The 16,467-nt window shown below is 56.0% G+C and carries 17 protein-coding genes and 1 pseudogene; 10 read left to right on the top strand and 8 right to left on the bottom strand.

From position 1 onward, the window contains the following. Nucleotides 1-92: 92 nt before the first annotated feature. The 5 genes and pseudogenes from HDF10_RS14840 to HDF10_RS14820 all read left to right on the top strand — a co-directional run bounded on the left by HDF10_RS14840 (nucleotide 93) and on the right by HDF10_RS14820 (nucleotide 6,711). Entirely contained in the window at nucleotides 93-1,046 is a 954-nt protein-coding gene (locus HDF10_RS14840) for a LysR family transcriptional regulator (RefSeq protein ID WP_183814679.1), read from the top strand. Between the two features lie 189 nt (nucleotides 1,047-1,235). Next, nucleotides 1,236-1,994 (top strand): type IV secretion system DNA-binding domain-containing protein, encoded by a 759-nt coding sequence (locus HDF10_RS14835; protein ID WP_406706457.1) that lies wholly within the window; start codon nucleotides 1,236-1,238, stop codon nucleotides 1,992-1,994. 9 nt (nucleotides 1,995-2,003) lie between these two features. Beyond that, the gene (gene mobF, locus HDF10_RS14830; protein ID WP_183814677.1) at nucleotides 2,004-4,748 is read left to right on the top strand and encodes a MobF family relaxase; all 2,745 of its coding nucleotides are present in this window, start codon (nucleotides 2,004-2,006) and stop codon (nucleotides 4,746-4,748) included. Between the two features lie 382 nt (nucleotides 4,749-5,130). Further along, nucleotides 5,131-5,603 (top strand): annotated as a pseudogene (locus HDF10_RS14825) (transposase family protein); the annotation flags it as partial. A 283-nt stretch (nucleotides 5,604-5,886) separates the two neighbouring features. After that, nucleotides 5,887-6,711 carry an alpha/beta fold hydrolase gene (locus HDF10_RS14820; protein WP_183814675.1) on the top strand — a complete coding sequence of 275 codons (825 nt, stop codon included), beginning with the start codon at nucleotides 5,887-5,889 and terminating at the stop codon, nucleotides 6,709-6,711. Between the two features lie 281 nt (nucleotides 6,712-6,992). On the opposite strand, the gene HDF10_RS14815 is transcribed toward HDF10_RS14820, so the two are convergent. From HDF10_RS14815 to HDF10_RS14805, 3 genes are all read right to left on the bottom strand, one after another. Continuing rightward, on the bottom strand, nucleotides 6,993-7,745 hold the full coding sequence (locus HDF10_RS14815) for a glucose 1-dehydrogenase (RefSeq protein ID WP_183814673.1): 753 nt from the start codon (nucleotides 7,743-7,745) through the stop codon (nucleotides 6,993-6,995). Nucleotides 7,746-7,863: 118 nt separating this feature from the next. Next, nucleotides 7,864-8,334, bottom strand: a complete 471-nt coding sequence (gene rpiB / locus HDF10_RS14810) for a ribose 5-phosphate isomerase B (protein ID WP_183814671.1) — start codon at nucleotides 8,332-8,334, stop codon at nucleotides 7,864-7,866. Between the two features lie 26 nt (nucleotides 8,335-8,360). Further along, nucleotides 8,361-9,176, bottom strand: coding sequence for a cysteine hydrolase family protein (locus tag HDF10_RS14805; protein WP_183814669.1), 816 nt, complete (start codon nucleotides 9,174-9,176; stop codon nucleotides 8,361-8,363). Nucleotides 9,177-9,498: 322 nt separating this feature from the next. Here HDF10_RS14805 and HDF10_RS14800 point away from each other — a divergent pair, with 322 nt between their 5' ends. Next, nucleotides 9,499-11,163, top strand: a complete 1,665-nt coding sequence (locus HDF10_RS14800; RefSeq protein WP_260177908.1) for an MOSC and FAD-binding oxidoreductase domain-containing protein — start codon at nucleotides 9,499-9,501, stop codon at nucleotides 11,161-11,163. A 155-nt stretch (nucleotides 11,164-11,318) separates the two neighbouring features. Here the strand turns inward: HDF10_RS14800 and HDF10_RS14795 are convergent, their stop codons facing one another. The 3 genes from HDF10_RS14795 to HDF10_RS14785 all read right to left on the bottom strand — a co-directional run bounded on the left by HDF10_RS14795 (nucleotide 11,319) and on the right by HDF10_RS14785 (nucleotide 13,274). After that, a complete protein-coding gene (locus tag HDF10_RS14795) occupies nucleotides 11,319-11,645 on the bottom strand; it encodes a DUF1348 family protein (protein ID WP_455685153.1) in 327 nt (108 codons plus the stop codon). Between the two features lie 47 nt (nucleotides 11,646-11,692). Further along, nucleotides 11,693-12,319: a pyridoxamine 5'-phosphate oxidase family protein gene (locus HDF10_RS14790; protein ID WP_183814665.1), complete on the bottom strand. Its 627-nt coding sequence runs from the start codon at nucleotides 12,317-12,319 to the stop codon at nucleotides 11,693-11,695. A gap of 67 nt (nucleotides 12,320-12,386) precedes the next feature. Beyond that, nucleotides 12,387-13,274 (bottom strand): alpha/beta fold hydrolase, encoded by an 888-nt coding sequence (locus HDF10_RS14785; RefSeq protein ID WP_183814663.1) that lies wholly within the window; start codon nucleotides 13,272-13,274, stop codon nucleotides 12,387-12,389. A gap of 299 nt (nucleotides 13,275-13,573) precedes the next feature. Between HDF10_RS14785 and HDF10_RS21450 the strand changes: the two genes are divergently transcribed. From HDF10_RS21450 to HDF10_RS14770, 4 genes are all read left to right on the top strand, one after another. Beyond that, complete coding sequence (locus HDF10_RS21450) at nucleotides 13,574-13,882, top strand: DUF1427 family protein (protein WP_406706452.1); 309 nt, start codon at nucleotides 13,574-13,576, stop codon at nucleotides 13,880-13,882. A 64-nt stretch (nucleotides 13,883-13,946) separates the two neighbouring features. Next, nucleotides 13,947-14,090, top strand: a complete 144-nt coding sequence (locus HDF10_RS20995; protein ID WP_260177907.1) for a hypothetical protein — start codon at nucleotides 13,947-13,949, stop codon at nucleotides 14,088-14,090. Between the two features lie 9 nt (nucleotides 14,091-14,099). Further along, on the top strand, nucleotides 14,100-14,570 hold the full coding sequence (locus HDF10_RS14775) for a DUF417 family protein (RefSeq protein ID WP_311732767.1): 471 nt from the start codon (nucleotides 14,100-14,102) through the stop codon (nucleotides 14,568-14,570). A 199-nt stretch (nucleotides 14,571-14,769) separates the two neighbouring features. Then, nucleotides 14,770-15,171, top strand: coding sequence for a DUF6130 family protein (locus HDF10_RS14770; protein ID WP_221271766.1), 402 nt, complete (start codon nucleotides 14,770-14,772; stop codon nucleotides 15,169-15,171). 86 nt (nucleotides 15,172-15,257) lie between these two features. On the opposite strand, the gene HDF10_RS14765 is transcribed toward HDF10_RS14770, so the two are convergent. Together HDF10_RS14765 and HDF10_RS14760 are read right to left on the bottom strand one after the other, a co-directional pair. Then, a complete protein-coding gene (locus tag HDF10_RS14765) occupies nucleotides 15,258-15,929 on the bottom strand; it encodes a response regulator transcription factor (protein WP_183814660.1) in 672 nt (223 codons plus the stop codon). A gap of 125 nt (nucleotides 15,930-16,054) precedes the next feature. Next, the gene (locus HDF10_RS14760; protein ID WP_183814659.1) at nucleotides 16,055-16,363 is read right to left on the bottom strand and encodes a helix-turn-helix domain-containing protein; all 309 of its coding nucleotides are present in this window, start codon (nucleotides 16,361-16,363) and stop codon (nucleotides 16,055-16,057) included. Nucleotides 16,364-16,467: the final 104 nt, after the last annotated feature.

Here is a 16,467-nt window from a genome sequence, read left to right as displayed (position 1 = left end):
CCTCGTCAAACGATGGAACTCATGGACGATTTGCATAGCTTTCGCGCACGCATCAAGTTTGTTTCTCATTCCCCCACGGAGCGGTATGGGACATGTCAGACATCGTCGAATTCAGGCACCTTAAGTACATCGTTGCAATTGCGGAAACGGCTAACTTTACACGCGCTGCCGAGCGGCTGTTTCTTTCGCAACCATCGCTGAGCCGTCAGATCAAAGATCTCGAAGAAGAGATTGGCTTCCCGATCTTTCAGCGAACGCGAGAGGGAGTGCGAATAACCCCGGTTGGTCAGATGGTCGTGGATTACGCAATCTCCGCTCTATCGGGAAGACTCCAAATCTTGAACATCGCAAAAGAGGTCTACCTTGGAAAGATCCCATCCTTGAGGGTGGGATTTTCTTCGTTTGTAAACTCCAGGCATCTTCAGTCGTTCCGTTCCAACTATGACAAGCTATTCCCGCAATGCGGCATGTCAATGGCCGGCGGATACACGGCACAGATACTGCAAAGACTCGAACGAAACGAGCTCGACTGCGCTGTGTTGCCCCTGCCAATCATTGGGACGGAGTGGATCGTAAATCAATTCTCCAGTTCCTGTCTGGTCGCATGTATGCGTAGCGATGATTCACTTGCAATCAACAACACCGTATCCCTTGAAGAGCTCGTGCCGCGCTTGACCATATTTCGAGATCCAGAGGGGCATCCATCAGCACACGCCCGTCTCAAGGAAATGTTCGCTGAGGAGGGCTACACAATTCACATCTTGTGCTCGGCAATAACGCCACATGATATTCAATTGCTGGTCCGAGATGGCTATGGAATCGCACTTGTTTGCGAAGATACGCAGATCGATTCTCAGCTCACGACTCGACGCATTAGCGGGGTCACATGGACCTGTGATACAGCCTTTGTCTATTCAGTGAATGCCCGACATCCTGCGTTACCATTCATAGCCCAAACTCTGCTTAACAAGCCTGAGCAACATCGCCGCAAAGAGAAAAGCGCTACACGGCCTCAGCTACCTCTGAAGTTTGACCAGACAGGGTAGCTCCATAGACAGAAGGCATCGCACCATAGTTAAGAAGTATTAGACGACGAGGCGCGTTCGCTCTAACTTCCGAAACATAACGGTGAACGCATCGCCGTTTCGGAGGATCAATGCTTCGACATTTACCACGTCAACCCATCCGAGAATCTGGTCGTAATCGCGCACGCTCGATCTTCCGAGTTGTCACGCTTGCGTACCTCACTCCCAGCGGAGCGCGAAGCACTTCGTCCCTTGCAAAGCTTATGGATTGATTGGCTGGTGTTGCGCCTGTTGAATGAGCCGACCGTAGACCAGAAGCGAGTCTGGTTTGTCATCGACGAGCTGGCCAGCCTGCAGAAGCTTCCGCAGCTCCATACCGCCATCACTGAGAACCGCAAGAGCAGGAATCCGGTCGTACTCGGCTTTCAGGGCAAGGCCCAGCTTGAATACCTTTATGGCCATCTGGCCGAGGTGATGTTGTCGCAGCCCGCCACGAGCGTTTGGCTCACCACCAAAGAGCCGAATGCCGGGGAGTGGGTGAGCAAGTTCATCGGCAAAGTTGAAATCGAGCGTCTACGTGAGACCCATTTCGACGGCACGCGCGCCGGACGAAACTTCACGCTCGACCGACAGATCGAGCCGTTGGTCATGGAGTCGGAAATTTCCGGCCTCGCCGATCTCCATGCCTATATGAAGTATCAGAACTACGTGACACGGTTCTCCTTCCCGTACTTCGATATGCCGGAGGTCGCCAAGGGTTTTCAACTGCGCCATCGGCCCGACGATAAGCTTCCCTACGATCCCCAAAGAAGGCGCGGCGGTGAGACCCAACTTCCGTCGTCCGAGCTGATGCAGGTGCCAGAGCCCGCCACGCCACCACAAGAAGCACCGAGAACGCCCGAGATGAAGCAGGATGTGGCCATCGATGCAGAACCGCTGGAACCACAGAATCTCATTCTTCGGGGTTGAGGAGTTGCCATGCTGACCATCTCGAAACCGTTGTCCGCCAGTCAGGCACAGAGCTATCACGCCAAAGAGTTTACCGCCGCTGTGCAGAACTATTGGAAGCAGGGCGATGCCATCCAAGGGGAATGGCAAGGTAGGCTCGTCGACAAGTTTGGGCTTGAGGGCTCTGTAGGACCAGAAGAATTTGCCCGTCTCTCCGAAGGGCAACATCCACGAACCGGCCAGCAGTTGGTGCGTCATCGAAAGGTGCAGGAGTACGAATCCGAAACAGGCAAGACCGTTTCTCCGGTAGAACATCGCGCCGGGTGGGATGCCACCTTCTCTGCTCCAAAATCCGTTTCACTGACCGCGCTTGTCGGAGGCGATGACCGGGTGCAGGAGGCGCACCGCGAAGCAGTCACGGTGGCTCTGAACGAACTGGAGAGATACACGCACGCCCGGATGGGTGGTAATCGTCCCGCAGAGACAACGGGACAGTTTGTGGTCGCAAAGTTCGAACATGATACTGCGCGTCCGGTTGATGGATACGCAGCGCCTCAGCTTCACACCCATGCGGTTGTGTTCAATATGACCGAACGTGATAACGGCCAGATACGCGCTTTGCAGGAGCGCGGTTTCTTTGACTCGCAGAGCTATGCGACGGCCATCTATCAATCGCACCTCACTTATCAACTCCGCAATCTCGGGTACGAGATCGAACCGGGTAGGAGCGGCGCTCCGGAGATCAAAGGATTCACTCAGGAATATCTCGACGCCTCAAGTCCCCGTCGTCAGCAGATCGTCGAAGCCGTAGCCCGCAGCGGGTTCAGCGGCCCCGAAGCGGCGCAGATTGCCGCCCACAACACCCGCGACCGCAAGGAAATCCTGTCGGCCGCCGAAGTGATGGCAGCGCACAGGCAGATCGCCGCTGAGTTCGGTAATCAGGCCGACAGAGTTGTTGCGGAAGCACAGGGGCGGCGTCAGAAACTCGCGCAAGAACAGCCCTATGATAAGCGCCAGCGACAGGCGCAAGCCGCTATGACCTTCGCCCGCGATCGGAGCTTTGAGCGCGAGGCCGTCCACGATGAGCGTGCGCTCTTTGTTGATGCCATTCGTCGCGGGATGGGACAGACGACTTACCCGGAGGTGCGCGCTAATTTCGAGGCGCGGGTCGCATCCGGCGAGTTCCGTGTCATCGCCGGGGAGAAGCATGATACGGGGCGACGTTTCACCACCGCCGAAACCATCAAGGCGGAAAAAGAAATCATTCGGAAGGTGCTCGACGGCCATAACCGCGCACCGCAGATCATGACAATTCAGCAGGCCATCCCGCTGACTGAGTCTCGTCCCTACCTCAATCGAGTCCAGCGCGATGCCGTCGAACACGTCCTCACGTCGCGCGACCAGGTGCAGGGGTTGCATGGCCGTGCCGGGGTCGGCAAGACGACGACCCTGGCCGTGGTGCGGGAGGGCGCTGAAAGGAACGGCTATGAGGTCGAGGGTTTTGCGCCGACCTCTCGCGCGGCGCAGCAGCTCCGCGACGCCGGCATCCGAGCCGATACGCTGCAGGGCTTCCTCGCACGCGGCAACCGCCAACCTGCCGATGGAACAAACAGGCATCTCTATTTGGTTGATGAATCGTCCCTGTCATCGACGAAACAGATGCGGGAATTTCTCGAAAAGATCGGCCCCCAGGACAGGGTGTTGCTCATCGGAGACACCCGCCAACATCAAAGTGTGGATGCGGGGAAGCCGTTCGAGCAGCTGCAGCACGCGGGAATGCGAACGGCCCACCTTGGCCAGATCGTGCGCCAGAAAGATCCCGAGCTATTAAAAGCCGTGGAGCACCTGTCCAGAGGCGAGACCAAAATCGGTGTAGAAATGCTTCAACAGCAGGGACGAGTGACCGAAATCACAGACCCGCAACAGCGCATCGAGGCGATTGCAAAAAGCTACGCCGCCCGTCCTGAAAACACCCTCATCGTCTCCCCTGACAATGCTTCGCGCCGTCAGATCAACCAAGCCGTGCGGCGAGAGTTGCAGGCGCTTGGCGCATTGGACATGGAAAACCGTTCCATGCGCGTTTTGGCGCCGCGCTCCGATATGACCGGCGCGGATCGAGCGTGGGCCGCCCGCTATCAGGCCGGAGATGTCTTGCATTACACCCGTGGGAGCAAGGAGCTTGGCATTGGAGGCGGGAGCTATGCTCAGGTCGTTACCGCGAACTTGAAAGATAATCTCCTCACCGTGCAAAAGCAGAACGGAGAGCAAGTGGCCTATGACCCTTCACGGTTGCGTGGTATCAGCGCGTACCGCGAGATCGAACGGGAGTTCGCTGTAGGCGACCGCATCCAGTTCACCGCGCCGAATCGTGAGCTGCTTGTCGCTAACCGCGACCTTGGCACCCTCCAGCAGATCGACGCGGGCGGGAGGATGATCGTTCGCATGGATAACGACAAAGAGAAAACAGTTGCCTTCGACCCCAGGGAGATGCGGCACTTCGACCACGGATACGCCGTGACCTCGCACAGCTCACAAGGACTTACGGCAGGGCGTGTCTTGATCAATGTGGATACGGAGGTTCACCCGGAACTCATCAACAGCCGCTTTGCCTATGTGTCCGTCTCGCGGGCCTCGCACGACGCGCAGATTTATACCAACAGTGCGGCCTCACTCGCGGAGAATCTCAGCCACGATGTCAGCAAGTCCGCCGCGGTTGATTTTTCGCAGTCTCTCGGACGGCCCGTATCGGAGATGGCTCTGGGGCAGGCCCTCTAAGGCGGTCTGTGTCGGGATGGAGAAACGCATCGATCTGGCAGACGGCATGCTGACCGTCGCCAGCTTCCCTTGGAAGGACCCTTCGTTGGTAGCTGGAGCTGTCAGGCGTTCGGACGGTTCGTGGGAGCTTTGGAGAGCCTGAGCCATAACTAGGGGGACAAATCCGATAATGCGCGATCCAGAACATTAGTAAGCTATTGAATATAAAAGAGATTTGTCTAATAACGCAATTTATGTACAGTGGATTTGTAAGCGCAAAGTTGAAATGTCCAAACTACCCTTCCGACAGATGACGGAGGCGGAGATTGGATCTTTTCAGCATGAGTGGACACGAACTGCGACGCATAGAAGTCCTTTCTGAGGTCTTGGCGAGGCGCCGCACTTCGGTCCGAGCCTGGCGGCGGAGGTTCTGCTACGAAGGACGGCGTCAAGGTCTCGCGCGAGACCCTACGCAAGTGGATGGTGGAGGATGGACTGTGGCTGTCGCGCAAGCAGCGCCGGAGCTTTCATCAGCCCCGTCTCCGGCGCGAGAGCTACGGCGAACTGATCCAGATCGATGGCAGCGACCATCGCTGGTTCGAAGAGCGTGGCGCGGCGTGTTCGCTGCTGGTGTTCATCGATGATGCCACCGGCAAGCTGATGCAGTTGCGCTTCGTGCCGAGCGAGAGCACGTCCTCCTAATTCGACTGCCTCCGCGAATATCTTGACGCTCACGGCTGCCCTGTTGCCTTCTACTCGGATAAGCACACCGTGTTCCGGATCAACCGGGACGCGAAGGGTGGCGCAGGCATGACGCCGTTCGGACGTGCGCTGGCCGAGCTGAACATCGAGATTATCTGCGCCAACTCAAGCGAAGTGTGATTCATAGCCCCGCGCGTTGCGGGTCAACGGTACACCTCCGATGCCGCGCTGTTGACAAGGCGATCTCATTTCAATTTCGGTCCAGACGAGCGCGCCCTTCTCAGCAAACGCGCAAATTAACTTCTCAACCGGCTTCGAAGCAAGGACCTCGGGCACTATGAACTTGACCGTCTCACTGGTGATCACCTTACGGGTAGCATTGATGGCCTTCTTCTCTTGAAGCACGAGATTATGGTTTAATTGGCAGCATTAACTGCCAATCTTCAAAGGAGCCCACATGCCCACCATCACAACCAAGGACGGCACGGAGATCTTCTACAAGGACTGGGGTTCGGGCCAGCCAATTGTGTTCAGTCATGGCTGGCCGTTGTCCGCCGACGATTGGGACAATCAGATGTTGTTCTTCCTGCACCGGGGCTATCGTGTGATCGCGCACGACCGGCGCGGCCATGGTCGCTCGACCCAGACCGCGGATGGCCACGATATGGACCATTATGCGGACGACCTGGCTGCTCTTACGGCACATCTCGATTTGAAGGATGCCATCCATGTCGGCCATTCCACCGGCGGGGGCGAGGTGACCCGCTATCTGGGTCGGCATGGTGAAAGCCGCGTGAGCAAGGCAGCACTGATCAGCGCAGTCCCGCCACTCATGCTGAAGACGGCGTCCAATCCGGTCGGCCTTCCTAAGGGAGTTTTTGATGATCTCCAGGCGCAGCTCGCCGCCAATCGTTCGCAGTTTTATCGCGACCTGCCGGTCGGTCCTTTCTATGGCTACAACCGACCGGGCGCGAAGTCCTCGGAGGCGGTAATCCAAAATTGGTGGCGACAGGGTATGATGGGTGGCGCCAAGGCACACTATGACGGCATTGTGGCCTTTTCCCAGACCGATTTCACGGAAGACCTCAAGAAGATCACCGTGCCGGTGTTGGTCATGCACAGCGAAGACGACCAGATCGTGCCATATGTCGCGGCAGGGCCGCTGTCTGTGAAGTTGTTGAAGAATGGAACTCTGAAAACTTACAAAGACTTCCCGCACGGCATGCCCACGACGCAAGCGGACACGGTCAATGCCGACCTGTTGGCGTTCCTTAAGAGCTAAAGCTGTTGCTACATTGACGCATCAGTAGTTGAGTCTATGACATTCAATGGATGGTCTCGACGTCGAAAATCGAGGCCTCGGACGATCCCTCAGACGGAGCCAGGCACTAGTGATCGTCGTCAGATGTGTAGACGGACAGCTTAGGTGCGCCTATTGCCTTTTCAGTTATTAGGTGGATTGTGTGAGAAGTGAGCCTGTTATCTGAGCCAGCACTTTGTTCTCGAAAAGAAAAATCCCGTGACGCGAATTAGCAGGAGAAACGTTCGGACCTTATGCGACAACTAGACCTGCACCATACCACCGTCGACAAAAAGCTCGACGCCGGCGACGAAGCTGGAGTCGTCTGAGACGAGAAAGACGACCGCCTTTGCAATCTCATCGGGATGACCCATGCGACCGAGAGGGACTTGTGAAGCCAGACCGGCCTTCAGCTGTTTCGCCTGCTCTTGATCCTGGGCGAGGCCGTCGACTCCCGGTGTGTCGATGGGACCGGGGCTCACGACATTGACGCGGATCTGCCGCTCCTTGAGCTCATTGGTCCATGTGCGCGCGAAGGAGCGGACCGCAGCCTTGGTAGCGCTATAGACGCCGAACGCAGGCATTCCTTTGACGGAAACGATAGAGGCGTTGAGTACGACCGTCCCGCCATCGGGCATAAGTGGAAGCGCTTTCTGTACGGTGAAGAAGACGCCCTTCACATTCGTGTCGAAGGTTTTATCAAAATGTTCTTCGGTCACCTTGTCGATGGTGGCAAACTCGCCGCCTCCAGCATTGGCAAACAGGACATCGATACGGCCATGCTGCTCCTTGATCTGTGCGTAGAGATTATCGAGGTCTGCGAGGTTGCTGGCGTCAGCCTGGACACCGGTCGCACTGGGCCCGATTTCTATTAGGGCGTCGTCGAGCACATCCTTGCGACGACCGGTGATGATGACTCTTGCGCCCTCTGAGACGAAGCGTTTTGCCGTGGCGAGGCCGATACCGCTTGTTCCACCGGTGACGAGTGCGATCTTTCCTTCAAGCTTCTTCGACATGAGTTCCCCTCTTTTCTTGATGCTCGGCGACCAACGGCCGTTTGAGCCCTTTGCAAGTTAGGTGCAAACGATCGGATGCGTGCGGTCACTATTGCAGATCCATTGACGGCCAGTCGGGTCACTGCCTCCTGGCTCCAGGCATGTAGAGGCGCTCAAGGGCTTTTATCTTGTTGAGGCGGCGGACAAAGCGCTCTTCGGACGCTTGAAATCGGGCATTCAAGTAACCTTGCGTAACCTCGAATGCGAGCGCGGAGCCGAGGATACGGGCCCCTATGACAAGGACATTCATATCGTCGTGTTCGACCCCTTGGTGCGCGGAGTACGTGTCGTGACATATACCGGCTCGGATTCCCGGCATTTTGTTTGCAGCAACACAGACGCCGACGCCAGAGCCGCATATTAGGATGCCACGATCGGCTGACGAGGCCATGAGCGCCGCGCCTACCGCCGCCGCAAAGTCCGGATAGTCCGAAGGTTCGGTATTGTGAGCGCCAAGATCGAGCACATCGTGACCCAGCCGTGAAACATACTCAAGTATCTCCTGCTTAAGCGGAAAGCCTGCGTGGTCGGAGGCGATAGCAATTTTCACTGAGTTTCTTCACCTTCGCTTGAAATCTATCGCTGACCACTCTCCATCGCCTTGACCGTTTCGTCCGTTGTTAGGACTGCGTGGGCGAGAAATGCGTAATTTATGAGAGCCGCCGTATAGCCATAGCCCCATTCCGGGTGTTTCGGCCCCGCCGTAGCGTCTTTCACGACGGCTACCTCGAATCCTTGCTCTAGCAATTCCCGTAGATGCGATTCGACACACATGTTGGCCAGCATTCCACCGAGAATAATCTTGTTGATCCTGCGTTTGCGCAGCTGGAGCACGAGGTCATTGGTCTCTGGACCCCATACGCGGTGCGGCGAAACGACGATGGTTTTGCCGTCTTCGATGTACGGCTTGAATCGCTCCAACCAGTCTGCCCCGGACCCCTTGAATCCGTCGAGATTCAAACGCCCTTTGCGTGCGAACAAGCCGGAGGTAGCCTCATCGGCTTCGAGAGGCCCGTTGAACTTCCATCCTTTGTCTGTGGGGAAGAAGTAATGAGGAGAGATGAACACCTCGAATCCCTGAGCCTTCGCGGCCTTGAAGATGCGTTCCATGTTCTCGATGGTGTTGTTTTCCTTCAGACTCTCATGGACCAGAGGCCAAGAGAGACCCTTTTCGCTCAACACATCATTTTGAGGGTCGATAAATACTACCGCCGTGTCGCTCCTCTGGAGTTTCATCGCTAGCGACTTTGTCGGCGGAGTTGTGTCAGTTAGAACGGCCCCGTGGTCTTCTGACACCAGCTGTTGCGGGGAAAATAGTGCAGCAGCAGTGGAAACGCTGGCGGCGGCGATAAAATTTCGGCGCGAAGTGTTCGGCATACCGATGGTCTTCATGTCGCTCCTGACGATGCACGCATCGACACCATTTAACCATCGGATATCGACGCGACTGTTGCATCAGTAATGGGATCGTAGCCGTGAATTGCCCGCGCCGCCTATTATGTCTTTCTATTAGTGGTGCACCGCGCGTGCTCAGGAAGGAAGGAGCGGTTCGGGTACTCATAGAAACACATAGCTATTTGCGAGAAGCAATTTGTTTTAGCCTCAGAGCACAGGGGGAGTACAAATGGCGTCGCTCATTTCAGTGAACGTCGGTCTTCCACGCGACATCGAGTGGCAAGGCAAGGTCGTGCGCACAGCTATATGGAAACGATCTATGCCTGGCAGGGTGATGGCGCGGCGTCTTAACCTCGACGGCGATGGGCAGGGCGATCTTGCGGGCCACGGCGGAGAGCATCGAGCAGTGATGGTGTATCAACTCGACTCCTATCGCTACTGGGAGGCGTACTTTCAGCGGCGTGATTTTGAGTACGGGCAGTTCGGAGAGAACTTAACGGTCGATGGTCTTCCAGATAATGGGGTCTGCATTGGTGATCGCTATCGAATTGGTGCTGCGCTGTTCGAGGTGACTCAGCCGCGGGTTACCTGCTATCGCGTCGGCATACGGATGAATAGCCCCCAGATGCCCTCGCTGCTTGTTTCGCACAAGCGACCGGGCTTCTATTTCCGCGTGATTGAAGAAGGGCAAATCGGCGCGGGGGATGAGATCGTCAAGGTTGCTGATGGGCCGGAACGAGTCAGTGTCGCAGAGATCGATGCGCTGCTTTACTTGCCTGGCCATCCGCGCGATCAACTGGAACGTGCCCTCCGCATTCCTTCACTTAGTGCAGGGTGGAGAGGATCGTTGGAAGCTCTGGTCGAGGCGGACAAGCAGGGCGGCAATGCCGGCCTCGCCCCATCCTCCGCGCCCCCGTCGGCCTGGAGTGGGTTTCGGCCACTGCGAGTCGCAGCGGTGCAACGAGAGAGTGTTGACGTGCGCTCGTTTAACCTCGAGTCAGAGGATCGGAGCCCGTTGCCGGCGCCTCTGGCTGGTCAGTTTCTGGTCTTCAAGCTCGAACTCGACAAGAACTCAGCTCCAATCCTGCGAAGCTATTCGATGTCTGGTCCACAGGATGCGGGAACCTATCGCGTCAGCGTGAAGCGTGCGGATGGTGCAGGCAGCAACTACTTTCATGAACGCATTCAGGTTGGTGATTTACTTCAGGTAAGCGCGCCGCGAGGTAGCTTTACGCTTGCACCGAACGATAGACCCGTTGTGCTGCTGAGCGCGGGTATCGGGGCGACGCCGGTGCTCTCCATGCTTCATTCGCTTGCGGCCACGGAAGCAGGTTCTAAGCGCGAAATCTGGTGGTGCTACGGAGCACGCAATGGCAGAGAACATCCATTTGCGGCGGAAGCACGGAAGCTCTTGAAGAGCCTTTCCCGGAGCCGTTCGTTGGTCGCCTACAGCAAGCCAGAGGATGGAGATCAGGCGGGGAAGGACTACGACGTCCGAGGGCACCTTAATCTCGCGTTATTGGAACAGCGTAACGTACCGAAAACAGCTGACTTCTATCTGTGTGGGCCAGTCGCCTTCCTTGCGGATCTCACTGCTGGGTTGAAGTCCTGGGATGTTGGTGATTCCTGCGTACATTCAGAGATATTCGGCGCGGGACCATCAGTGACGCCGGGAATCGCGAGCACTATACCGCTGACGCCCCATCAACCTGCCGGAATCGCGGGCGCCGGCCCGAAGATTTCCTTCACGCGGAGCGGTCTCACAGTTCCGTGGAACTCGCGGTATGGGAGTCTTCTCGAATTCGCTGAAGCCTGCGCCATTCCTGTCAGGTGGTCATGTCGGGTTGGTGTATGCCACACGTGCGAGTCCGGGCTGATCGACGGCAGAGTCGACTACTCACCCGAGCCGCTTGATCGGCCTTCTGAGGGGAACGTTTTGATCTGCTGTTCGACTCCCCTGTCAGAGGTTGAATTGGATCTCTGACAGCAGGGTCGACTACTAGAGGCCCAGAGCACTCAAGCCCGGATGTTCGTCGGGCCGTCTTCCCAGGGGCCAATGGAACTTGCGATCGGCTGACGTGATCGGTAACTCATTGATAACGCATGTCGCGCAAACATTAAACCCTGCTCGTCGAAGTCTCAATTCTCATTACCGTAGGCGCGGAACCAGTTTCCCGAGTCATCGTGGTATTCGTACGCGAACCGTACTGCGATAGGGCTTCCATGGAACGCCCACAACTCCTTTATGAGTCGGTAGTCTAACTCTCTCGTCCACTTTCGTGAAAGGAGTGCGACAATCTGCCCTCTACCGTTTGCAAAATCAGCACGGTTCCGCCAACTTGAATCGACAGTGTAGGCGAGAGAGACCTTTTCGGGGTCACGCGTGTTCCAGCCGTCTTCGGCCAGACGAACCTTTTGAATTGCGGTCTCTTGTGTGAACGGAGGTAATGGCGGACGTGAGGTCATGACGTTAGGCCCTTCCTAAGTCAGCTCAATTGTTCTCACCATCGGGTTTAGCTGGCCCGCAAGTGTGCGAGTTCTTTCCGCAACCGAGCATTTTCCAGTTCCACGCTGCGCAACCGCTCTTCCGTCGCATGCACAGCGTCGTGGACCTCTTCTGCCGTATAACGCGGCGTGATGTGTTGCGGACAGTTCCAGTCGTAGGCTTCAATATGGATGACGAACACCCTTTCGATGACTGCCTTGTATCCAGGCATACGAACGCGCTCTATCCAGTCGGCAGCCTTCTCGCCTTCGAAGATTTCTACGCGTCCCAGTATCTTAAGACGGGCCTGCCGCGGATAATCGACCATGATGAGGGCGACACGACCATCAGTAAGCAGATTTCCTGTGCTGATGTACTGTGTGTTCCCGCGAAAATCTGCCAGTGCGAGAGTGCGATCGCCGATCACTTTGATGAACCCTTTGGGCCCACCGCGATGCTGGACGTAGGGCCAACCGGTGGCTCCTGTTGTCGCCCAGTAAAAGCTATCTCGTTCAGCCAGAAACTCCGACTCAAAAGCGGTGAGGCGATCGTGCGACGGGCCGGATCTCTCCATCCGCTCGTACTGCTGCCGGCTCCCAAAACGCTCTTGCAGCTTCTTGACCTCGGGTGTGAAGAGCAGCGAACCAAAGCTCATAGAGCCTCTTTCTGTCGAAGCGTGTAGGCGGACCGCCCTTTAATACCCGGTCAGGCGGCACGAACAGTCAACCGCGGCGTGCGAAAAACTTCTCGATACGGGAAGCGATCTCTTCACCGTGAGTTTCCAGGGCGAAGTGACCTGTGTCGAGCAGGTGAGTCTCAACATTCGGAAGATCACGCTTGTAAGGAGCTGCACCCTCTGCCGGGAAGATGTGGTCATTCTTGCCCCAGACGATCAGAGTCGGGGGCTGATATTTGCGGAAAAACGCCTGAAAGTCGGGATATAGCGGTACGTTCGTCCGGTAGTCATACATCATATCCAACTGGATGTCCCCGTTGCCCGGGCGATCCAATCCGAGTTGATCCAGTGTCCATGTCGTGGGATCGAGAAGTGAGAGATCGCTAACTCCGTTCTGATACTGCCACTTGGTTGCGTCGGGCGACACCAGGAAATTCAGAGCCGCACGGTTCTCCGGTGTGGCATCATTCCAATACTTCTTGATCGGGTCCCAGAACTCCAGAAGTCCTTCCTCATACGCGTTACCGTTCTGCACAATAAGCCCCGCAATCTTTTCCGGGTGGAGTAGCGCGAGCCGATATCCGATAGGCGCGCCGTAGTCCATGACGTAAAGAGAATACTTTGACAGTTCCAGCTTAATTGTGAGCTCTTCGACGATTTTTGCCATCTTCTCGAAAGTATAGGAATAGCTCGAGCGATCCGGCATGCTGCTGAACCCATATCCTGGATAATCGGGTGCGATCACTCGAAACGAACCGGCCAGACGAGGAACAAGATTGCGGAACATGTTAGATGAGGTCGGAAACCCATGCAGCAGAATCAGCACGTGTGCATCCGGAGCGCCGGCCTCGCGGTAGAAGATATCCAAGTCCCCTATGCGAATCGTGTTGTAGTGTACGGAGGTTGATACGGACGGAACTAAAGTCGTGGACATAAGCAACTCCTTAGGAAAAATGTGCGGACGAAGGATCGTCTCGCTCTCAACAATAGTGAGCACCTCGGAGCTTGCCTATCACGTGTTTGTATTAGGGAATATTTGGATCGGTTTGGAACCAGAGCGCACTGAGCGGCGGCGCATCATTAGTCCAGGACTCCTGCGATTCAGGAAAAGTGCTGGCGCGACGACCCTAACGTAAATACGTGATAGCAATCCGATCTGTTATTGGCTAGTGTTCCTTGCAGCGAGGGCATATGAGATTCGGGTTCGGAGCGCTATGAGCCGACAACTTCTGAATGCTCATGCCAGGCCTAGCAATTCTTAGCTCTCGGAGCTGTCAAATGAAAGTCATGATCGGTCTCGTGATCAGTTTCATAGTCGGTGCAGGTTGCCGGTTCTTCGACATTCCGGTTCCAAGTCCACCTATGATTCCCGGAGCGCTCCTGGTTCTTGCTATGACCGTGGGGTACTCCTCAACCAATGCCGTCCTCAACCGGCGGAACAAAGTGGCAACGACGACCCATCTCTGTGGGGGACCTACAGGCGCTTCTGTGGCGTCCGCGGCGGTAAAAGTTCCGGCTCTCAAATTGACATCGCATGAATAGTATCTGCGGTTCTGCCTGATTAGGGAATGATTGCACTTTGGCACGTCGGACAGGAGCCTCCTCGATGGACAAGAAATCGCCTCAAGATGAAACATCGTTGCCCGGCCGCTGGTTATTGTCAGGCTTGTCTGCTGCCTCGAAACTTGATCGTGTGGCGATGAGCATGCTGCGGGGCGCTTTAGTGATCGTCCTACTCTGGATTGGGTGACTCAAATTCGTGGATTACGAAGCGGATAGCATTGTTCCTCTCGTTGCGAACAGTCCAGTGATGAGCTTTCTCTATCATCGGCCGTCAGAGTATCGAACCCACATGAATAAAGAAGGGGAACTGAACCTGCAGCATAGAGCCTGGCATCAGGAAAATGGCACATACGCGTTTTCACACGCGTTGGGCGCCGTCATCATAGTCATCGGTATTCTTATTGCTCTCTATCCCGTCAAACCGGAGCTATCTGCGCTTGGGAGCGGCCTACTCATCCTGATGTCGTGTACGACCCTGTCATTTCTGATTAGTACCCCGGAGGCCTGGGTGCCCGCGCTCGGAGATGCCAATCACGGATTCCCGTATCTCTCGGGTGTAGGCCGGCTGATCGTCAAAGATTTCATCATGCTGGCCGCGGCAGTGGCGACACTTGCAGACTCTGCGAAGGCAGCATTGAGCTGCAGACTGCGCACATCGGCTTTTTGATGGGATCGAGGTTCAATCGAAAGGATCGAGGCAAGCGTTCGCTGTAGCGGCCCTGGAGCCTGTGCGAAAAAGAAATCGACGAATTCTCAGGAGCTGTGACCCGACGCCTCTGCTGGCACGCTCCTCCACCAAACTCTCTTTGAAAGGAGCATGATGCGCGCATCTCTCAGGTACATAGCCGCCATGGCCGCCCTGCAGCTTGCCTGTCGCCGGAGCCTCTCCCCAGAGCGCCAAGGACATTCGCGGTCCATCACCATTGGTCGCCATCGAAAACGAGCCACCCCCAAAGCTGATTGTCGATCCACCGCTTCCCGAGCCGCTGGCTCAGGGGCGCGTCTTCATCCAGTACCGGACGGAAAACCTGCGCGTCGTGCCGGTCTTCGGCAAAGGAGCCCTCGACGTGTCGCCGCGCATCGGTCATATCCACATCACCGTTGATGACGCACCCTGGCACTTTGTCGACGCTAGCGGCGAAACGATCACCCTGGTCGGCCTGGAACCTGGCCCTCATAAGGTGCTGATTGAACTGGCAGACCCCACCCACAAAGGTAATCACCAGCGAAACGGTGAAGTTCACGGTGCCCGATCCACAAAAGCCTAAGTCGCGCCACTAGCTGTGGTGACAGGGCCGTCGATTAGATGCGGACCTATTCTTGTTCGCGAAGGTCATCGTACGCACAATCACAGCTATCTGTTGAGAAGATCTTTGAACGATGGGAGGCATTCACCTGTAGAGGCCGCCCGCCAGTATGGGATGTGGAGCTTTACCGCCATCCTGACAAGCTCTGCGAACGAGTCCGCGGCCATCTTCCGCATGATCTGACTTCGATGGATTTGTAAAGTTACTTCACTGATATCGAGAATGGCCGCGGCTTGCTTATTAAGAAGCCCTCCGACAACAAGTGAAAATACCTCTCGTTGGCGAGGAGTCAAGGAGCGAAGTCGTTCTCGGAGCTTTGCTTTATCAGCCTGCTTCTGCCTCACCCTCCGATCTTGTGCGAGGGCTGCCTCAATAGCCATCAGCAATGCCTCATAATCTACAGGCTTAGTTAGGCACTCCACCGCACCGGCCTTCATCGCACTCACTATCGATATGACGCTGCCATGTTCGCTGATGAAGATGATCGGCGGGCACAATTCCCCAGCTAGCCGACGCTGCAGCTCTAGGCCGTGCATGTCTTTCAGTCCCATTTCAAGTATCAGGCATGCGCTTACGTCAGATCTGACGTAAGCGAGGTATTCTGCCGCTGATCCGAAACACAACACCTCAAACTCCATCGCGGCGAGGAAGCCTGAGAGAGCCTCTCGCAGTTGGGGGGCGTCTTCCACCAGGTAAATCATTTCGCCTATACGGTTCATCAGATACTCCAGATAGAGACAAAGGATCACTAGGAGGGTCGTGGATAGGACACTCACGGTGGACCTCTCTTGATTACGTTGCGCCTAGTTTCTCTGGTGATACCCAAGCTAAGAGGGTGTTTCCACTAGCATTTGTTAGTTAGTCTTTCGCGGAACTTGCTCGGAGTTACGCCGACGATTCGCCGAAATACCTTCGTAAAGTGTTCCTGGGTTCTAAACCCAGTGAGCTTGCTCACCTGCGCCACGCTCAGCATTTCATCTTGCAAGTGGATCTTCGCTCGCTCGATTCTTGCCCGCAGAACATACTGGTGCGGACTCAGTCCGGTCGCTTTCGTAAACAAGGACGCAAAATGGTGCGGCGTCACTTCGGCGATCTTGGCCATGGCTGCCAGGCTGATGTTTCCACTATCGTTCGCGTGGATGTATTCGAGCACCCTTGGGAAACCTTCCGTGGTGATCTTGGACCCCTTTCGGTTTCTCAGCTGATGAGGAACACGGTACCGCGAAAAGGTTGGTCAAATGTTCCGGTGTTGGTCAG

The organism is Tunturiibacter empetritectus (genome assembly GCF_014201375.1).
Taxonomy (GTDB): Bacteria; Acidobacteriota; Terriglobia; order Terriglobales; family Acidobacteriaceae; genus Edaphobacter; species Edaphobacter lichenicola_D.
Note: the sequence above shows the minus strand (reverse complement) of the source record. Positions and strands in the feature narration are given on the sequence as shown.